The 19,697-nt window shown below is 39.0% G+C and carries 15 protein-coding genes and 1 pseudogene; 9 read left to right on the top strand and 7 right to left on the bottom strand.

All coding sequences use genetic code 11. The annotated features are described in order from the left end of the window. The first annotated feature begins 295 nt into the window (after window positions 1-295). Genes AC0OMU_RS21430 through AC0OMU_RS21420 form a run of 3 tightly spaced genes read left to right on the top strand, consistent with a single transcriptional unit; the run spans window position 296 to window position 5,472 of the window. Window positions 296-1,594 carry a hypothetical protein gene (locus AC0OMU_RS21430; protein ID WP_474241536.1) on the top strand — a complete coding sequence of 433 codons (1,299 nt, stop codon included), beginning with the start codon at window positions 296-298 and terminating at the stop codon, window positions 1,592-1,594. Next, window positions 1,578-3,599 carry an McrB family protein gene (locus tag AC0OMU_RS21425; RefSeq protein ID WP_474241535.1) on the top strand — a complete coding sequence of 674 codons (2,022 nt, stop codon included), beginning with the start codon at window positions 1,578-1,580 and terminating at the stop codon, window positions 3,597-3,599. The genes AC0OMU_RS21430 and AC0OMU_RS21425 overlap by 17 nt, the downstream gene beginning before the upstream one ends. Beyond that, complete coding sequence (locus AC0OMU_RS21420) at window positions 3,583-5,472, top strand: nuclease domain-containing protein (RefSeq protein WP_474241534.1); 1,890 nt, start codon at window positions 3,583-3,585, stop codon at window positions 5,470-5,472. The genes AC0OMU_RS21425 and AC0OMU_RS21420 overlap by 17 nt, the downstream gene beginning before the upstream one ends. Before the next feature lie 290 nt (window positions 5,473-5,762). Here AC0OMU_RS21420 and fbp read toward each other — a convergent pair whose 3' ends face one another. Continuing rightward, window positions 5,763-7,688, bottom strand: coding sequence for a fructose-1,6-bisphosphatase (fbp, locus tag AC0OMU_RS21415; protein WP_474241533.1), 1,926 nt, complete (start codon window positions 7,686-7,688; stop codon window positions 5,763-5,765). A 481-nt stretch (window positions 7,689-8,169) separates the two neighbouring features. On the opposite strand from fbp, the gene AC0OMU_RS21410 reads away from it, so the two are divergent. Both AC0OMU_RS21410 and AC0OMU_RS21405 read left to right on the top strand, forming a co-directional pair. After that, entirely contained in the window at window positions 8,170-8,799 is a 630-nt protein-coding gene (locus AC0OMU_RS21410; RefSeq protein WP_014481448.1) for an ATP-binding cassette domain-containing protein, read from the top strand. Between the two features lie 20 nt (window positions 8,800-8,819). Beyond that, the gene (locus AC0OMU_RS21405) at window positions 8,820-9,542 is read left to right on the top strand and encodes a peptide ABC transporter permease (protein ID WP_047183477.1); all 723 of its coding nucleotides are present in this window, start codon (window positions 8,820-8,822) and stop codon (window positions 9,540-9,542) included. A gap of 130 nt (window positions 9,543-9,672) precedes the next feature. On the opposite strand, the gene AC0OMU_RS21400 is transcribed toward AC0OMU_RS21405, so the two are convergent. Further along, entirely contained in the window at window positions 9,673-9,831 is a 159-nt protein-coding gene (locus AC0OMU_RS21400) for a hypothetical protein (RefSeq protein WP_047183476.1), read from the bottom strand. 28 nt (window positions 9,832-9,859) lie between these two features. Then, window positions 9,860-10,570, bottom strand: coding sequence for a GntR family transcriptional regulator (locus tag AC0OMU_RS21395; RefSeq protein ID WP_047183475.1), 711 nt, complete (start codon window positions 10,568-10,570; stop codon window positions 9,860-9,862). Between the two features lie 155 nt (window positions 10,571-10,725). Between AC0OMU_RS21395 and AC0OMU_RS21390 the strand changes: the two are divergent. From AC0OMU_RS21390 to AC0OMU_RS21375, 4 genes and pseudogenes are all read left to right on the top strand, one after another. Next, window positions 10,726-10,884, top strand: a pseudogene (locus tag AC0OMU_RS21390) (PTS transporter subunit EIIB); the annotation flags it as partial. Between the two features lie 23 nt (window positions 10,885-10,907). Then, on the top strand, window positions 10,908-11,126 hold the full coding sequence (locus tag AC0OMU_RS21385) for a PTS glucose transporter subunit IIA (RefSeq protein ID WP_415749593.1): 219 nt from the start codon (window positions 10,908-10,910) through the stop codon (window positions 11,124-11,126). An 18-nt stretch (window positions 11,127-11,144) separates the two neighbouring features. Then, complete coding sequence (gene bglA / locus AC0OMU_RS21380; RefSeq protein ID WP_047183474.1) at window positions 11,145-12,584, top strand: 6-phospho-beta-glucosidase BglA; 1,440 nt, start codon at window positions 11,145-11,147, stop codon at window positions 12,582-12,584. Between the two features lie 289 nt (window positions 12,585-12,873). Then, window positions 12,874-14,226, top strand: coding sequence for a polysaccharide pyruvyl transferase family protein (locus AC0OMU_RS21375; protein ID WP_047183473.1), 1,353 nt, complete (start codon window positions 12,874-12,876; stop codon window positions 14,224-14,226). 109 nt (window positions 14,227-14,335) lie between these two features. Here AC0OMU_RS21375 and ahpF read toward each other — a convergent pair whose 3' ends face one another. The 4 genes from ahpF to gntP all read right to left on the bottom strand — a co-directional run bounded on the left by ahpF (window position 14,336) and on the right by gntP (window position 19,694). Continuing rightward, complete coding sequence (gene ahpF / locus AC0OMU_RS21370) at window positions 14,336-15,865, bottom strand: alkyl hydroperoxide reductase subunit F (RefSeq protein ID WP_038428098.1); 1,530 nt, start codon at window positions 15,863-15,865, stop codon at window positions 14,336-14,338. Between the two features lie 13 nt (window positions 15,866-15,878). Next, entirely contained in the window at window positions 15,879-16,442 is a 564-nt protein-coding gene (gene ahpC, locus AC0OMU_RS21365; protein WP_003243686.1) for an alkyl hydroperoxide reductase subunit C, read from the bottom strand. Window positions 16,443-16,918: 476 nt separating this feature from the next. After that, the gene (gnd, locus tag AC0OMU_RS21360; RefSeq protein WP_014478511.1) at window positions 16,919-18,325 is read right to left on the bottom strand and encodes a decarboxylating NADP(+)-dependent phosphogluconate dehydrogenase; all 1,407 of its coding nucleotides are present in this window, start codon (window positions 18,323-18,325) and stop codon (window positions 16,919-16,921) included. A gap of 22 nt (window positions 18,326-18,347) precedes the next feature. Continuing rightward, window positions 18,348-19,694, bottom strand: coding sequence for a gluconate permease GntP (gene gntP / locus AC0OMU_RS21355; protein ID WP_024571486.1), 1,347 nt, complete (start codon window positions 19,692-19,694; stop codon window positions 18,348-18,350). Between the last annotated feature and the right edge of the window lie 3 nt (window positions 19,695-19,697).

Below are 19,697 nucleotides of genomic sequence, written 5' to 3'. Positions count from 1 at the left end.
ATTAAAGTATATCTATATATGCTGCTAGAAACCATTAAGTATAGAATCTTTTAGTACTCTTTATTTTCAAACTAGAGTTTTAGGTTCTATATTGAAATTCCATATATTATAATATAATTTAAGTTATACCAACTATATTTAAGGTGGGATTTCTAAGATGAAATTGGCTCATAAAGAACTATAAATTTTTATAAGAAGATTTTTTGCACTTTTCAAACGACAAGTGTAATACGTTTGCAATTTTATAGAAGGAATTTGAAAGTAATTTTTAATTTACAAAGGGAGTGCTATAAGTGTGATTGACGTAGATTGGTTCTTATCGTTATTAGATAAAAATGATATGGCATATATTTGTCAAAAATTTAAACTAACAGTAACAGGTTTTCAACGTAATTTGAGTAGTGCACCTATAAAATTATTAGGAAACACTATCAAAACAGCTTTAAATAATGGATTTCAGAAAAAAAGAGGGAAAAAAAAAGACTATTTGCCTTTTGAAGATATGTTTTTACATATTGCAAAAGACTTAATAGAAAAACGGTCTTATATTTCAGAATTTACATTTTTGGAGTTTGCTGTTCATGCAGAGTTGGAGCAAGATTTACGTAATTTTGAGATTATCTCTATTGCTTATAAATTATTCCCTAAAGAATTTGAGAAACATTATGATACGATAGTTAAAAACACTAATAAAGGAAATTACATATTTAATGGATTATCACAAGAATTAAACAGAACCCCTCTAGAGAAAATCTCTAAAATAGTTGATGTTAATAGCCTACATGAAAAAAATATTGAAACACTAAAAGATTTTGGAAACATCTTTTTGCAATCCTCTGAAAAGGTTTTTGTTGAAATCAGAGATTTGATTGTTGATGAAGAATCTGCTTTTCGTTTTTTAGCAAAAACGAAAAAAAATATACATGTATATATTATGACTGCTTTTTTGCTAAAAGAAGAGAGATATAACGAAGAAATCTATAAAGACCTTATTCAAACGACTGTTCTTAACATTCAAGCTCATAAATTAGAACAATTGAATAAGACAGCAGAAGAAAAAGAAGCAGAGTTGAAGGACATTGAGAGCAAATTATTAAAATTAACAGAAGAAAAAAATAGATTAGAAAAAGAAAATTCTAGTCTAGTTACCAGTTTAAATAGGCAAATTGAAAATGAGAATAATCTATTGGTCAATATAGAAGAACTTACAAAGAAAGTGGATAAATTAGAAAGCGTTTTAAATAAGAATGAGCCCCTACAAATGGTATTTTATCGCATCATTACGGAAAACAATTTTATTATTGTCACGAAAGATGTTGATTATTTTGTAGGGACACCTTTTGAAAGTGTAACAATTTTACCTACGAAGTTTAAAAAAAATATAAGGTCAAGTAGTCAATACAAGGAACAAACCGTTTTTGTGACTAGATCCTCTTTTATTAGTGCAACAGAATGGTATGAATTCAAACAATTTTTAGAAAAACATCATTTGAGTTATGAAGAACTTGGCCAATATGATATCACCTTTTATATTCAGGAAATCATTCAATACTTAAGCAGGAAGGAAGTTTTGATTTATGCAGACGAACTTTGAACAAAAAGAACTTTCACCTACAGAAAAAAGAAAAATAGAAGAATGTTTCATTCTGGGAAGACTGGCGGATGACAACATTAATTTACGGAGATCAGATACTGTACCTGGAAAAGCAGTAAGCTATACAGCCTCAGGAGATATTGTTTTTTATGTACAAGCTTGCTCCGATGAACCTCTCATATTAAATGAGCTACTAGGAAAACAAACCGAGGATGTGTATATAACATTTGATAATCGTAATAAACTCTATTTAGAACGAGAAAACTATGGGGCTTCTGAGAATAAAGAGGAATTTATTAGAAAACACTTCGAAAATAAATTGATTCTCTTTAAACCTAAACTAAATTATGAAATCCAAAAGAAAAGGTATCATTATAATTTTGATATTGTATTGGTCGATAATGATGATGAACAATCTTCCCATTATGTAGCTATTCCTCATTATAAAAAGGGGATTTCGCATAGGAGGTTTGAAAAATTATTGTTAGACCAAAAACCAATCGAGCTTGAGCAATATAATCACAGTTTTGATATTCCTGAATTCATTGTATGTGATAATTTTATTTATCATATTCCGGATTCAGAAGTATTAGAAAAATACAAAGCCAGAACGACCACTTATATTTGCCGGAAACCAGAAGAAATCAAACGAGTACCATTGCCGCATAATTGGCACTTTTCAATGGCCAAGGCAGCTTATAAAGACCTCTGTTTTATTTCAACAACTCATAGAGGAGAATTAATTGATGAGATTGATCAATCTGGAGAAATCATTACAGAATCCTACAAACAACATGAAAAAGATGATACTCAAGAAAAAGCACATAAACAAACCAATTTAATAGTTACAGAAAACAAAGTGAATCATAATGGTTATGCAGAATACAAGTTTTTGGAAAGACTGGAATTATTAGCTGAAAAAAGAGATTTAATTTATGATAAAAATGACCTTAAAAATCTACATATTTCTTTAAAAACAAGTAAATTCACCATATTAGGCGGAATGAGTGGGACTGGTAAATCTGAACTTGCAAGATTATACGCAGATGCTCTTGGATTAAAACAAGGAGATAACCTATTATTTATCCCTGTAAGCCCAGCCTTTACCGAACCATCTGATGTACTAGGGTTCTTGAATCAACAAACAGGTATTTATATGGAAAGTGACACTGGGTTGGTCAGTTTTCTCTTAAAAGCCAACAAAGAAAAAGATAAAATGTTCATGGTTATTTTTGACGAAATGAATCTGGGTCAAGTCGAACATTATTTCAGTGACTTTATTTCTATTTTGGAAGCACCTATTGGTAAAAGAAAATTAAAGCTGTTTAGTGATAAAGCTATGTGTCGTCAAGAAGAATACTGCGGTGGAATCGAAATTGGAGAAAATGTTTTATTTGTAGGTACAGCTAATTTTGATGAGACTGGGAAGGAATTTTCAAATCGACTTTTAGACCGTTCCAATGTATTAATTTTAGAGAAAAAAGGATTTTTGGAAGCGAAAATTTACGAAGAGGAACAAAAAGAGCAGTTGGAAGAAGGAGATTCAGTAGTCCTTCCTTTTAATATAAGCTCCCAAATTTATAGATCATGGATTAAACAATCGAAAGGTTTATTATCCTTAGAAGATGTAGAATTAAAGATTTTGGATGAAATTCACGAACAAATAAGTAATTATGATTCACAAACAGGTGTATCATTTCGAATTGTAAAGGCAATTTCTCAGTATCTTACTAATGTTCCATATGATGAGGATGACAACGAACTTCTTTCCCGGGATGTAGCTTTTGATTACCAGATTAAACAAAGGATATTGTCAAAAATTCGAGGTTACCGTGATCAAATCGAAAGTCTTGTTTTTAAACAAGACAACGAAGGTAAACCTAATGAAAAGGACGGGGAAATAGGTATTATATTGACAAAATACGAAGGGCTTAAATTTGAAAAATCTATGGCCTACCTAAAGCAAAAAGCGAAAGAGTTGATTCGAAATGGCTATACTTTGTAATGGTAAGGAATTGCCTATTACAATTGCTATCAATCATAAAAATCGATACGATATGGGCGATAAGACTTTTACAGAAATTTACCCATATGATGCTTATATAAAACAAGATTCCTACATCGAACTCTATGAGGGATTAAATACAGGGATCAAATTTTTTGCTGATTCTCTTGAACATTTTGATCAGGACGCTAGAATCGAAATTCAAACTTCTTTATATGATTCTTCAGATACACAAAAAAAACATGTGTATCCACTTACTTTAGAACCAACTTTGAACTGGATTTATAATCATGGTGACGATATCTTTCCATGGAGAATGGGAACATATCTCATTCATGTTTATTACAAGGGACAAACCTATACAGTCGGGTTTTTTGTAAGACCTTTGTATCTTTCAACGGAGCAAGTTAATTCTATTCATCATTATCTGGAATCAAAAATTGAAGGAATGATCTATGATTTAATCTCCAGCAATGAGAGTTTAATGGATCAGGAAGATAAAACTCTATCGAATTGGTATTATGATTATGCAAGATATATGACTAGCCAAAAGGAAACCATCTACTATTTTTTATTGTCTTTAGAAAATTTGCCACTATCTCATATAATCAGCAGTAATGAAGTCAGTTTAACTCCCGGTAAGGTGAATAGACGATCTATTAAATGGAGTACTACAAATAAGGGAATTGCAAAGAATAGTGGTATTGGAGAAGAAACCTATTATTATAATCAGGTAAAGAAAGTGAATTACAACCAAAGTGCGAACCGCTGGATGAAAAATATCTTGTCGAATTGGAGTTCAGATCTAAACCATGTTATCAAAACAATTTCTAAGAGTCGCGTCATTGTACAAAAGAAACTTTATTCTTTAGAAAATAAAGTCTTTTCTTTGTATGAAAGAAAAGATTATTTAAACACTAGAAGAGAAGTTTCGACAACAACGAAAATTGATATCAGTTCACAAATTTCGATTATAGAAAAGGAGATTCAAAAACATAAAGGAATTCTAGAAAAACAAGACTTTTGGATAGCAAAATTAAGTTCTATTTTTAGCCGAATGGTTTATTTATTGAATAATTCATTTCTGAAAGAAATTGATCGTGGAAAAATTAAGCCAGTTCTAAAAAATAACAATTATTATCAGTTGAACAGTATTTACGATAAATCAAAACTTTTTCAACAAGCAAAAGGTGACAACAAACAAATTGTAAAGATACTTAAACCCTTTTGGCAGATTTATGAATATTTTTGTTTGTTTACTGTCATTGATTGTCTTAAAAAAATCGGATTTAGGATTAAAAAAGGGTTTGAGCCTAATTTTGTTGAGCTTTATCATCAAAGCCTTATTCCACCGGGCACATTCTTCGAATTAGAAAATGAAAAAGCTATCATTCATTGTTGGTATGATAAGTACCATGGCGATAAATTTTCAGCTGAAGAAAAGGGAGAATTATTTTTTGCGGGACAGGAAAAGAAAAGGCCGGATATCAAACTGGACTTATATGAAAAGCAAGAAAATGGTGATTTACTGTTTAGGAGCAGTTTAATTTTTGATGCAAAGTTCAGAAAATTAGCTAATATGCATAATAATGATTATGCCACAACTACATATCAACAATTAACTAGTTATTATAACTTTTTTTACTTAGGGTCCAACAGAAAGTCTCAAAGGGGCCAAGTGGTGTATCAAGTCATTTGTTTATACGGAAGCGAAAAAGGTAAAAAAGTAAAGAAAACTGTTGAACCACTCTTGTATATTAAGCTTTTTCCTAAAATAGAAGAGAATGGAGAAATTAACACAATTGGAGAAAATGAAGTTTTAGAGGAACTTCATTATTGGTTAGAGGATTTAGTTTTATCTCCCCTTGATTGATTGAAGGAGAATTAATTTAGTCATACTTATCAGTGACTAGAATATTGAATATAAGATAATAAAAGGACATTTTTTAGTAAATCATATAGCGTAATTGTTAAATTTTTTCATTAGTAAATGTTCAAACAATCGAAAAAGAGCTTGGAGTCTTAGTCAAGCTCTTTTTTGATTGTATTCAATTTGGGTGCGTAAATTAAATTTTACTTTGTGTTTCTCTAAAGGTAAAAGATTTTTTGTTTCATCTTTCCATCTTTTTTAAGTGAGTATATCTAACCTCTGAACCCATACCCTCACTTCATATACCGATACTCCCGCAAACTCTCCAAAATCGCAACTTCCTGCAGCAATTCCTCACCCACATTCGTTTCCTTCACTTTCTTTCGCTCAAGCTCTTTGTCCACTAATCGTTTCACCGTTAAGACGTCGGTTCCGGTGCTTAGGACTTCTGCCTTGGAGTTGAAGTGTTTATGGGCGACGAGCTGCATGCCGTAGGAGTTGTATAGCAGCGTGTAGCCGGCGATGCCTGTTGTGGATTGGTAGGCTTTGGAGAAGCCGCCGTCGATGACGATCATTTTTCCGTTTGCTTTGATGGGGTCTTCTCCTTCGATTTCTTTTACGGGTGTATGGCCGTTGATGATATGGCCATGATCTGGATTGAGGCCGAATTCTGCCAGGATGTTTCGGCAGGTTGCCTCGTCTTCGCGTAAATAGTAATACGGATTTTTCTTTTCTTTATGCGTTTCCTTTTCTTTGATAAAATACCGCTCAAAGGTTGTCATGGCGCGTTTTCCGAAGAGGGAGGAGTACTCGCCTGTCCATAAATACCATGCCATATCAGTCGCCAGGTCATCGGTTTCTTCCGGATGGGCAAACGCTTCCCGCAAGAACCGTTCAAATACATCAAGCAGCTCACGGCCCGCATACGGTTTATCCTCAATCATCATCGTTTCCATATTGCCGTTTTCATCGACGGGAATACAGCCGTGAATTAATAGGTTGCCGTTATATTTTAAATAAAGGCTGCCTTTTTTCATCATAAAATTCATATGGCGGCCCAGCTTTTCGGAATGCTGGACAGAGAATAGCAGCTTGTCTATGACTTCTGCTTCTTCTTCTAGTAGCTGATCTGGCTGTTCCGGATTGATTGTCGCAAAGCAGGTGTTTTCCAGTTGATATGTTTTTCCGTGCAGCGTGATTTCATTTTTATCATAGTCAATTTTCTCTAATAACAATCGTTCTTCCATATTAAAGTTCGGTCGTCTTTTGATAATCGGGCTCTCAAGCTTGAATTGGATCATCGCAATCGCTTGATGGATTTTTGTGATTTGCTTAATCTCTTCTTCCGGTCTGTTTTCGTCTGCTTTTGGGCGAAACGCTGGATTATCATCATAATATTTTTCGGCCAGGTTCAGCAGTGGTCTCAGGTTGATGCCGTACACGTCCTCAATAATATCCAGGTTGTCGTAGCGGGCACAGATGCGGATAATATTGGCCAGACACACTTTGGAACCGGCATAGGCGCCGATCCAAAGGACATCGTGATTTCCCCACTGAATATCGACAGAATGATAGTTGATCAGTTCTTCCATAATTCTATCCGGCTGCGGTCCGCGGTCGTAAATATCGCCGACCACATGCAGATGGTCGACCACCAGCCGCTGAACGCTGTAAGCAAGACCGGTGATCAGCTTATCGGCTTGGCCAAGTTCAATGATCTGATCAATGATTTCGGAGTAATATTGCTCCTTGTTGCCAGCTTGTTCTGTTTTGTATAACAGCTCCTCCGTAATATAAGCAAATTGGGCAGGCAGTGCTTTGCGTAATTTGGAGCGGGTATACTTGGAGGAGCAATATGAAACGAGCTTAATCATTCGATGAATCGTTTCTTTATACCACTCGTTTAACGCTTCTTTCGCATCAAAGTCATGTTTGATTAATTTCAGTTTGTCTTCCGGATAATAGACCAATGCTGCTAATTCATCAATTTCTCTATCGTAAATGACACCGCTGAAAATATCGCGTATCTTCTCTTTGACACGTCCTGAACCATTGCGCAGCACGTGCTGGAATGCCTGATACTCCCCGTGCAGATCACTGACAAAATGCTCGGTGCCTTTTGGCAGGTTCAGTATCGCTTTCAAATTGATGATTTCTGTTACCACTTTTTCTTCACAATCGTATTTTTGTGCGAGTAGATCTAGGTACTTGCTTTCCAAAACCGTCCATCCCCTTTTTAGAATAAACCCCTATTTATGAGCATGTGCATGATAAGGTGAATTTAAAAGTATGACATTATTTTTAAACATTGGACCTTTATATGATAGTACCGCATAACTGCTTTTATAGACAATTGAAACGAGTGAAAGATTAAGGCAGCTAGAGCTGAAAAACCTTTTAGCAGAATCTACGGAGGAGGTTATTTAGTCAAGGGCTTAGGCTAAAAGGTTCAGTATCCTCCTTATTGTTGTTATCAATATGCATTGATATGGTATTGACGATCCATTTATTTAGCTTGTTTGTCAGTTATCTTGTAAGGAATTGCCTTGAGGAAACTGCCGTTGTTGTACATTGAGTGTTATATATTGTAAACTAGAGTAAAAGATATCCAGATTAATCATCGAAAAACATTTCTTACAGTTCCAAACCGGAAACGAAAGAGGTGACTCGAAAATACAAATATTTCCTAGGAGTATGTATATGAATATAGCAAATTACACTTTAAAAGTGAAAGGCAAAACGTTACTTCAGGACACCGACTTGCATTTTTCGAGCGGGAAAATTAATCACGTTGTCGGAAAAAATGGAGTCGGTAAATCACAGCTTGCTAAAGACTTTTTGTTGAATAATAGCAAAAGAATTGGTAGAGATATTCGTCAAAATGTTTCTTTAATATCCAGCTCGTCGAATATACCTAATGATGTTTCTAAGGACTTTTTATTACACTTTTTGAGTAAAAAATTTGATGCAGAAATGATAGATAAAATCGCACATTTACTTAATCTGGATAATATTGATGGGAAAGTTCTGATCAAAAATTTGAGTGATGGACAAAAGCAAAAATTAAAATTGCTCAGTTTCTTATTAGAGGATAAAAATATTATTGTTTTAGATGAAATAACGAATTCATTAGACAAAAAAACGGTTATAGAGATTCATGGCTTCTTAAACAAGTATATTCAGGAGAACCCCGAGAAGATTATCATCAACATTACACATGATTTGTCTGATTTAAAGGCGATAGAAGGGGATTATTATATATTTAATCACCAAGAAATTCAACAATATCATTCAGTGGATAAATTAATTGAAGTGTATATAAATGAGTAATAAAACAGTGGGGGCTTGAGATGAAATTAGAGTTTAAAAAGAGTATTAGCAACAAAGTTATCATTATTTTAGGAGCAATGTTTGTATTTTTATTTTTGCTGGGTTATTTTTTACTTGTTGGAATCGATAAAGTCAGCAATGTTACACCTGAAATGTTTTTCTTTAGCTCCTATACTGTTGCGACCCAGTTTGGTTTGATGTTGTTTTCATTTGTTATAGCTTTCTTTATTAATAGAGAGTATTCAAATAAAAATATTCTCTTTTACAAATTAATTGGAGAGAACATCTATACTTTCTTTTATAAAAAGATAGCTGTTTTATTTTTAGAATGTTTTGCATTTATAACGCTAGGCCTGCTAATCATATCGTTGATGTACCATGATTTTTCGCATTTTGCATTATTACTTTTTTTATTTTCTGCAGTTATACTGCAGTATATTCTAATTATCGGAACTATAAGCATATTATGTCCTAATATATTAATTAGTATAGGTGTCAGTATCGTTTATTGGATGACTTCTGTTATCTTAGTAGCTATAAGCAATAAAACGTTTGGTTTCATTGCTCCTTTTGAGGCAGGTAACACTATGTATCCCCGAATAGAAAGAGTGCTGCAATCTGATAACATGACACTTGGGAGTAATGATGTTTTATTTATTATTTTGTATTTAGTTTCAATCATTATCATAAATGCGATTATACTTCGCTTTTCTAAAACTAGATGGATCAAAATGGGCATTTAATAGAGGAAGCTACTTCACAATGAAGTAGCTTTTTATGTGCACCTATATATCATTAACATCAAGATTAATGCATGTGACTGGCTGAGATTGTTAATGGAAGGATGTTTTTCTGTTTGCATCGCCCAAACTATTATTGTTTTTCGTTCACCATCTTGATAAAGAGGAAAAAGATAATGAATACGATAAAGTAGTTCATTGGATTCTTAACGATGCTCATCTCTAGTGAAATCTGTAAGAGTATCCAGAGCGCAAAGATGGCTAGAATTGCAGGGATAATGATTTTGTACATGTCGACCACCTTCCGTAGTGAAGCAGCCCTATAATAAAAAACTATTAGCCTGTACGACAAACTGCGACTGCTCATAATTATACGAAATCTTCGAGTAATCAAACGGCTGCCCATTTGTCAGGTGAAAAATACTTTCTATATACAGCTTCGGCAGTCCAGCCTCTAATCCCAAATATTCCGCTTCCTCCTCATTAAGCTGGTCCACGTGCAGAAACAAATCAGAAAAACCAATCTTCAACCCCAGTCCTTCCCGGATGTAATGGAAGATGGAGTGGGAGACGATTTCGTTGTTTAAATACGTCACGATCGATTTGTTGTAGTAAGACTCTTCGTAGCAAAGGGTCTGGCCGTTGATGTAGCGGACCCTTTTGACATAGTAGATGTCTTCGTTTATTTCGATGTTCAGATTTTCCGCCGCTTCCGGTGTTGGCTTTCTCACGTCCAGTTCGATGACTTTTGAGGTGACGTTGAAATCCTCGAGATCTTTTTTAAATCCCTGATTCGACAGAAGGCTGATATAGCCTTTTCGTTTATGTTTTCTGACAAAAATGCCGCTTCCTCTGACTTGAAAGATCGCGCCTTTTTGCTCTAATAGCTCGAGGGACTTTGTGATGGTGCTTTTGCTGACTTCAAACTGGGCCATGAGGGTTTCTAGGACTGGCAGTTTGTCTCCCTGCTGAAGCTGGTGTTCTTCTATATATGTTTCAATTTCCGCTGCGATTTGCTGGTATTTTAACATACGCATTCCTCATTTATTCGTTTAGTTTCACTGCCAAAATTATAGCATAAACCGCTTACAATGATAGTTAGTGCGTAAATATTTTGTTTCGGTATTGATATATTATACCGGTACAATTATAATGAAAGCGCAACCAAAACGAAGGGGTGGGTGAAATGTCGGGGAAAGTGAGAGATTATACGAGACTAGCAAAAGACATTTTAGAGGCCGTAGGCGGGGAAGAGAATGTGATTGGGGCTTCTCGCTGCGCTACCAGACTTCGATTGGTGCTGAAGCGGTCTACCCCTAAAGCGAAGGATATCGTGAAATCGATGCTACCATCCCGGCGTCATTACGGTTGTCATGGTGGCGCCTACAAAGCCTGCGTTCAGCGTCCGGCGTCGAATTGCTTGCGCACATCGGGCTGGATAGAGTGACATTAGACGGCACGTCTTTTTCCTTGAAGGTAAAAGAAGGCGATACCGTCAAAAAAGGCGAAGTGCTTGTTGAGTTTGATAAGCTTTCATTGAAGAGATTGAAGAAAGTGCATTACATCAAAAAATATTTACAGTCGTAAGCTGAGGAGGAATTTAACATGGGAAACATGCCGAAGGATTTTTTATGGGGCGGTGCTTTAGCTGCCCACCAATTTGAAGGCGGATGGAATCAAGGCGGTAAAGGGCCGAGTGTCGTCGATGTGATGACAGCGGGTGCGCACGGCGTACCGAGAAAAATCACTGACACGATTGAAGAAAACGAATTTTATCCAAACCATGAAGCCATTGATTTTTATCACAGATACAAGGAAGATATCGCTTTGTTTGCGGAAATGGGATTAAAATGTCTGCGGACGTCCATCGGCTGGAGCCGGATTTTTCCGAAAGGCGATGAGACTGAACCGAACGAAGCGGGTTTGCAGTTTTATGATGATGTGTTTGATGAATTGCTGAAGCATGGGATCGAGCCAGTCATTACGCTGTCTCACTTTGAAATGCCGCTGCACCTGGCAAGAGAATATGGCGGCTTCAGAAACCGGAAAGTCGTGGACTTCTTCGTCAACTTTGCAGAGGCCTGCTTTACCCGTTACAAAGAGAAAGTGAAGTACTGGATGACATTTAACGAGATCAACAACCAAATGGATGTGAATAATCCGTTGTTCCTATGGACGAATTCAGGTGTTGTGGTCGAAGAAAATGAAAACGCCAAGGAGGTCATGTATCAAACAGCGCACCATGAATTAGTGGCGAGCGCATTAGCAGTGGCAAAAGGAAAAGACATCAATCCAGAGTTCAAAATCGGGGCTATGGTATCACACGTGCCGATTTATCCTTTCTCCTCCAATCCTGAAGATGTGATGCTGGCTGAAGAAGAAATGAGGCAGCGCTATTTCTTCCCTGATGTACAGGTTCGCGGTTATTATCCAAGCTACGCGTTGAAGGAATTTGAACGCGAAGGCTACAACATCACATTCGAAGAAGGCGATGATGAGATTTTAAGAAACGGAACCGTTGATTACTTAGGCTTCAGCTATTACATGTCAACAACTGTGAAAAGTGATGTGAAAAATGATAACACTGGCGATATTGTAAATGGCGGCTTGCCGAATGGTGTCGAAAATCCGTACATCACTTCGAGTGACTGGGGATGGGCGATTGATCCAACCGGGCTGAGATATACATTAAATCGTTTTTATGACCGATACCAAATCCCGTTATTCATCGTTGAAAATGGCTTTGGCGCAGTGGATACGCTGGAGGAGGACGGAAAGGTTCATGATCCGGAACGCATTCAATATTTAAAATCGCATATTGAAGCATTGGAAAAAGCGGTCACGTACGACGGTGTTGATTTAATTGGCTACACGCCGTGGGGCATTATTGATATTGTCTCCTTTACAACTGGCGAAATGAAAAAACGCTACGGCATGATCTATGTTGATCGTGACAATGAAGGAAACGGATCCATGAAACGATATAAGAAAGACTCCTTTGAGTGGTACAAAAATGTCATTCAAACGAATGGCGAGGAACTATAAGAAGCTGGCCCGAATCGAGCACATTTACCGTAGTGCCTGGTTCGGGTTTTTGGCATGACCAGACCCGATATCCAGTAATGGGAATAGATTACTAGCGCTGATTGTTATGTTATGATTTCACCTGTAAGATCCTTTTTTGTATAATTTAATATTAGAACGGAAGAAAGGGAGAGCGTTTGTGAGTAAAAAGGGATGAAAGCGGGTGTCCGGCTGAAGATTTTAAGATCATGATAGAGTTCCCTAAGCAAATCTCCTGACAAAAATTTGGCGAGGAAGGGGCAACATCACATTGAAAAACATTTTAATAAGAGCTGGCATATCACCATTTGATACATTTAATGCAGCTGAAATGATTGTTCGTAACTCCATTGGCGGCAATGTAGGAAACCTAGTATATGCCTACAGTGTGTTTCGCACGCTGATGACAGAAGGAACGACGATTACTCCTGATTATTATCGGATTAATCCAGCGGATGCTGAACAAATTAATAAAAATTATGATATGTATATTATTCCGCTGGCAGATGCATTCCGCGAGGATTTCGTGCCTTCTTTACGGAAATATACCCAATTAATTAAGAAACTAACCATTCCGGTTGTTGTGATTGGTGTTGGTTTGCGGGCTCCGTTTGAGCCAAAATTAAATGAAGGTTTTCCTTTTGATGAGGATGTAAAGGCGTTTGTAAGTGCTGTGCTGGAGAGATCAAATATGATCGGTGTCCGCGGTGAAATTACAGCGAAATACCTTTCCAGATTAGGCTTCCGTGAAGGCATTGACCATACGGTGATTGGGTGTCCTTCTATGTATGCGTTTGGCAGAGAACTGAAGATAAGAGAAACCAATATCACACCAGAATCAATGGTGACGGTTAACTCATCAAGGCTGTCTCCAAAGCATGTGCTGGACTTCATTACGAGAAGCATGAAAGAGTTCCCGAATCATTACTTTATCCCGCAATGGCGAAAAGAAATGATTCTGACATATGCGGGTGCGCCTGCGCTAGCGAAGCCTGCTGATAATTATCCGGTCAGCATGGAAGACCCGGCTTATCAGAATGATAGAGTTCGATTCTTTTTAAATGTACCGACTTGGCTGGATTTCCTGAAAAAAGCCGATTTGAGCTTTGGCGCAAGGCTGCATGGAAATATCGCAGCGACGATTGCCGGTACACCGAGCCTGTTGCTTCCGAAAGATGCCAGAATGCGTGAATTAGCTGAGTACCATCAATTAACGCATGTCATGGCAAATGAGATAACCGATCGGACAAAACTGTCAGAATTAATTGAAACACTTGATTTTCATCAGCCTGAGAAACGGCAAGCGCAAAACTTTGACCATTTCATCAGCTTCTTGAATCAAAATGAATTAGACCATATTTATAAAGAGAAAGCGATTCCTGATACCGTTCCTTTTGACGAAAAACTATCTAACACGAAGCTTCTTCCGCCTGTGACTACAGTTAGCGGCTGCAGTTCCACAGAAACAGCGAAACGCTGGGAAGCGCTGATGGCATTAGAAAATGCCAAAAAGGAAAAAACCATTAAAGATCTGAAAAAAAAGGTCAAAAAGTATCAGGGCACGTTAAATAGAAAATCAGTGCGTATCGCTTTAAAAACAGCAAATATGCTGAGTGTGAAGTGACCATTCACTAACATTACAACTATATTACAGTTGTATAAAACTTGCAATATTTTTGGAATAAAAAAGAAAGCCGCAATGCTGCCAATCTGGCAATTGCGGCTTTCTTATATCAGTTACGGATTAGGTAATCAAACGCGCCGAGGGCGGCAGTTGCACCTGATCCCATAGAAATAATAATTTGGTTGTACGCACTGTCTGTGCAGTCGCCGGCAGCAAATAAGCCTGGTACGCTTGTCGCGCCGTGTTTGTCGACAATGATTTCGCCGATGCGGTTGCGTTCAACCGTTCCTTCTAACCATTCTGTGTTTGGCACGAGACCGATTTGGACGAATACACCTTGAAGTTCAACGTGTTTTTCTTCGCCTGTTTCGCGGTCTACATATGTGATGCCGTTAACACTCTGATCACCTGTGATTTCTTTTGTTTGTGCGTTTTTCACGACAGTAACGTTAGGCAGGCTGTAGAGACGTTTTTGCAGGACTTCGTCTGCTTTCAGTTCCGGCGCGAATTCTAGCACAGTAACGTGATTGACAATACCTGCAAGATCAATCGCTGCTTCGATACCAGAGTTTCCGCCGCCGATTACCGCAACGTCTTTGCCTTCAAACAATGGCCCATCACAGTGCGGGCAGTATGCGACACCTTTGTTTTTGAACTCTTGTTCACCAGGTACGTTGACATTGCGCCAGCGTGCACCTGTTGAAAGGATCACTGTTTTACTTTTCAGGACAGCGCCGTTTTCGAGTTCAAGTTCGAACAGATCTTTTTTCTCAAGGCGTTTCGCACGCTGAAGGTTCATGACATCAATATCATATTCCTTCACATGCTCTTCAAGACTTGCCGCTAGCTTCGGTCCTTCCGTCGCTTTGACGCTGATGAAGTTTTCGATGCTCATGGTGTCGAGCACCTGTCCGCCGAAGCGCTCAGCCACAACACCAGTGCGGATGCCTTTACGTGCAGTGTAGATCGCTGCACTTGCACCAGCAGGTCCGCCTCCGACAACAAGAACGTCAAACGGTTCTTTGTCAGCAAACTCAGATGCATCTGTGCCGCTGCCCATTTTCGCAAGAATTTCTTCAAGCGTCATACGGCCGCTTCCGAAGGATTCGCCATTCAAGTAAACGGTCGGCACTGCCATGATGTTTTTGCTTTCAACTTCTGCTTTGTATGCTGCACCGTCAATCATCGTGTGCGTAATGTTCGGGTTCAGCACGCTCATCATGTTTAAAGCCTGTACAACATCAGGACAGTTGTGGCATGTCAGGCTGATATAAGATTCGAAGTGGTATTCACCACTGATCTTCTTCACCTGATCAATGACTTTTTGGTCTACTTTAGGCGGTCTGCCGCTCACTTGGAGCAGCGCCAACACTAATGATGTGAATTCGTGGCCCAGAGGGATACCGGCGAAAGTCACGCCAGTGTCTTCTCCGACACGATTGACACTGAAGCTTGGCGTTCTGTTTAATTCAGCTTTTTCAACTGAAATTTTCGATGACATGGAAGCCAGCTCATCAACGAGAGCCAGCATGTCCTTAGAAGTGTCATCTTCGCCTGCGCTAACTTTGAGAACAATATCATTCTCAATTAGCTGCATATATTGATTTAATTGTGCTTTGATGTTTGCATCAAGTACCAATTGAATGCACTCCTTAGATTTTACCTACTAGATCAAGGCTAGGTGTAAGAGTTTCGCCGCCTTCTTCCCATTTAGCCGGGCAAACTTCACCTGGGTTTTGACGAACGTATTGAGCTGCTTTTACTTTGTTTACAAGGTTGCTTGCGTCACGGCCGATACCGCCTGCATTGATTTCTACAGTTTGGATGACGCCGTCTGGATCGATGATGAATGTTCCGCGGTCAGCAAGACCAGTTTCTTCGTCAAGAACATCGAAGTTGCGAGAGATTGTTTGAGATGGGTCACCGATCATTGCGTAAGTGATTTTGCTGATTTTTTCAGAGCTGTCATGCCAGCCTTTGTGTACGAAGTGAGTATCTGTAGAAACAGAGTATACTTCAACACCTAATTCTTTAAGAGCAGCATATTGTTCTTGAAGATCTTCAAGCTCAGTTGGGCATACGAAAGAGAAATCTGCTGGGTAGAAGCAGAATACGCTCCATTGGCCTTTCAAATCTTCGTTTGTTACATCGATGAATTCACCGTTTTTGAATGCTTTTGCTTCGAATGGAAGTACTTCTTTACCGATTAAAGACATAATGTATATTCCTCCTAAAAATGTATTAGAAAGCATATTCGCTTTCAATAATAATTCTAATTATATATGAATTATTAATTAATATATATTTTTTGTCAAGCGATAACCTACTTTTTTTCAACTTGTTTAAGGTATGACAGGTAGGATTTAGGTATTTCTTTTATAACAGATGAGATGATTGATATGGGTTGATTCTCAATTAGACAAGGTTTTCAGGGACTTTTGTAAATCAGAATGACAGGCCGTTTTGGCATTTGAACATTTTATGACACCATGGGAAAGGGCAAAGAACAATGGCCAAAAGCAGAATAGAACGGAATAGCAGGCATGCTGTCACATGATCATCTTGGGGATTGTTTCTAGCTAATATTGTATCACTGTTTATGATATTTAAAACATAACTTATGTCTTCTGTTGTTTGGGATAGAAGAAAAAAACACGGTTCAGTTGAAACTGACCGTGTTTTTGATGATAGGTTATTCAGACCAATTCGTATGGAAAACGCCGTCCATATCAGTCCGTTCGTACGTGTGAGCGCCAAAGTAATCGCGCTGCGCCTGCAAGAGGTTCGCATTGGAACGCCCTGTGCGGTAGCCGTCGTAATAAGAGAGCGCGGTAGTTAAGCATGGGAAAGAGATTCCGGTGCTGATACCCTCGCAAACGACTTTTCGCAGGCCTGTTTGATAGGCATGGAGCTTATCTGTGAAATAAGGCGCGATCAGCAGGTTAGCCAGATTTGGCTGCTCACTGAATGCTTCGCTGATCACGTTTAGGAAATCAGCGCGGATGATGCAGCCGCCTCGGAAAATCAAGGCAATGTCTTTGAGCGGCAGATTCCAGCCGTAAAGCTCAGATGACATCTTATATTGGGCAAAGCCTTGTGCATAGGCGCATACTTTCCCCATGTAAAGAGCCTGTCTGACGTATTCAATCCAGGTGTCTTTATCCAAGTGTTTTTCTTCGGCTTCCGGGCCTGCTAATACGTCTTGAGCTGCCATCCGTTCTTCTTTTAAGGATGACAAGTAGCGGGCGAACAAGGACTCTGTGATGATCGTGGACGGGATGCCATTATCAATCGCCTGCATGCTCGTCCATTTCCCAGTGCCTTTTTGTCCAGTTTTATCAAGGATGACATCGATCAGAGGCTGTCCTGTTTTTTCGTCTTTTTTGCGTAAAATCTCAGCTGTAATCTCTATTAAATAGCTTTTCAGCTCACCTTGATTCCATGTTTCAAAAATAGATGCAATTTCATCGAGCGGCAGACGAAGCGTTTCTCTTAGAAACGTATACGCTTCTGCAATCAGCTGCATATCGGCATACTCAATGCCGTTGTGCACCATTTTTGTAAAGTGCCCTGCCCCTTTTGGTCCGATATAGACACAGCAAGGGTCATCTCCGACTTGGGCTGCGATTTTCGTCAGGATAGGAGCGGCTTTCTCATAGACGTCGCGATCTCCGCCCGGCATGATGGAAGGCCCTGTTAATGCGCCGACTTCACCGCCGGAAATGCCGACTCCCAGGTAGCCGATCCCTTTTTCCTTCAGCTCGTCATATCTTCTTTCTGTGTCTTCATAGTGGGAGTTTCCTCCGTCCATGATGACGTCGCCTTCTTCAAGCAAAGGCTTTAATGATTGGATGACGGAATCTACGGGTTTTCCCGCTGTGACCATCAAAAAGATTTTTCTTGGTTTTTCTAACGATTGAACAAAGTCCTCAAGCTCGTAATACGGGCTGAGAGATTGTCCATCCAGCTTTTGGACAAGCTGGTCCGTTAAATCTCTGGTGTAATTATAGACAGCGACGTTTTCACCTTTATTTGCCATGTTTAAGGCGATGTTGCTTCCCATTACGCCTAAGCCTATGACACCAATCGTATTGAACATGTGTTACAGCTCCTTCTTAATTTCATACAACTAAACTTAACAATAAAATGAATCCCAGTCCAGCAACGGAAATAATGGTTTCCAGCAAAGTCCATGTGGCAAATGTTTCTTTCATGCTTAATCCGAAGTATTCCTTGAACATCCAGAAGCCGGCGTCATTGACGTGTGAAGCGATAACACTTCCGGCGCCTGTTGCGAGCACGACTAACGCCAGGTTAACATCAGAATGGCCCAATAACGGGATGACCAGACCTGTTGTGCTTAGTGCGGCAACAGTCGCTGATCCTAGAGAAATGCGCAGGATCGCCGCGATGAGCCATGCCAGAATGATTGGCGATAAAGCCGTTTCTTTGAATAAGTCTGCTACGTAATCGCCGACACCGCCGTTGATCAGCACTTGTTTGAAGGCGCCGCCTCCTCCGATGATCAAAAGCATCATGCCGATTTGTGAAATGGCAGTTGAACAAGAATCCATCACGGTTTTGACTGGAATGTTGCGCTTGATGCCCATTGTATAGACTGCGACCAATAACGAAATAATCATAGCAGTCGATGCGTTTCCAATCAATCTGATAAAAGCTAAAACTCCGTTATCTGCAAACCCGATTGTTTCTTGAAGCAGGTCGATAATGGTCGCGACCGACATGATGATAATCGGGAGCATTGCGGTAAAGACACTGATTCCAAAGCCAGGTGTTTCTTCAAGGTTAAACGTTTTTTGTGTGCCGAGTGATGCAATATTGCCGTTTTTCGCAAATGATGCAGGAACGATTTTTTTCGCGAACTTTGTAAATAACGGCCCTGCGATGAGCACTGTCGGAACAGCAACGATAAAGCCGTACAGCAGCACTTCTCCAATGTTTGCGCCATACTCACCGGCGATCGCCGTAGGTCCCGGGTGCGGCGGCAGGAAACCGTGTGTGACGGATAGTGCCGCGACCATCGGGATTCCGAGAAATAAAATAGAAATCTTCAATTCTCTTGAAATCGCAAAGACAATCGGAATTAATAGAACCAGTCCTACTTCAAAAAATAACGCAATCCCAATAATGAATGAAGCAATGACAACGGCCCATTGAATATTTTTCTCACCGAATTTGTTGACGAGCGTCATCGCAATGCGCTGTGCGCCTCCTGAATCCGCGATCAGCTTGCCCAGCATCGCACCGAGTCCGAAGATGAGCGCGATGTGGCCAAGAGTCCCCCCTATTCCTGCTTCGATGGAGCTGACAACTTTATCGAACGGCATCCCGAGTGCCAGTGCCACGCCGAACGATACGACCAGCAGGGAAATAAATGTGTTTAATTTTAAGCCCATAATCAGAAATAGTAATGCTAAGATCCCAAGTGCAACGATGATTAACGGCATGGT

Source organism: Bacillus sp. FAU18 (assembly GCF_056033885.1).
Note: the sequence above shows the minus strand (reverse complement) of the source record. Positions and strands in the feature narration are given on the sequence as shown.

Excerpts from the sequence above, each read along its gene's own strand:
- AC0OMU_RS21425 (WP_474241535.1), top strand. The coding sequence starts at position 1,578 with ATGCAGACGAACTTTGAACAAAAAGAACTTTCACCTACAGAAAAAAGA.
- AC0OMU_RS21420 (WP_474241534.1), top strand. The coding sequence starts at position 3,583 with ATGGCTATACTTTGTAATGGTAAGGAATTGCCTATTACAATTGCTATC.
- AC0OMU_RS21410 (WP_014481448.1), top strand. The coding sequence starts at position 8,170 with ATGAATATAGCAAATTACACTTTAAAAGTGAAAGGCAAAACGTTACTT.
- AC0OMU_RS21405 (WP_047183477.1), top strand. The coding sequence starts at position 8,820 with ATGAAATTAGAGTTTAAAAAGAGTATTAGCAACAAAGTTATCATTATT.
- AC0OMU_RS21400 (WP_047183476.1), bottom strand. The coding sequence starts at position 9,831 with ATGTACAAAATCATTATCCCTGCAATTCTAGCCATCTTTGCGCTCTGG.
- AC0OMU_RS21395 (WP_047183475.1), bottom strand. The coding sequence starts at position 10,570 with ATGTTAAAATACCAGCAAATCGCAGCGGAAATTGAAACATATATAGAA.
- bglA (WP_047183474.1), top strand. The coding sequence starts at position 11,145 with ATGGGAAACATGCCGAAGGATTTTTTATGGGGCGGTGCTTTAGCTGCC.
- ahpC (WP_003243686.1), bottom strand. The coding sequence starts at position 16,442 with ATGTCTTTAATCGGTAAAGAAGTACTTCCATTCGAAGCAAAAGCATTC.
- gnd (WP_014478511.1), bottom strand. The coding sequence starts at position 18,325 with ATGTTCAATACGATTGGTGTCATAGGCTTAGGCGTAATGGGAAGCAAC.
- gntP (WP_024571486.1), bottom strand. The coding sequence starts at position 19,694 with ATGCCGTTAATCATCGTTGCACTTGGGATCTTAGCATTACTATTTCTG.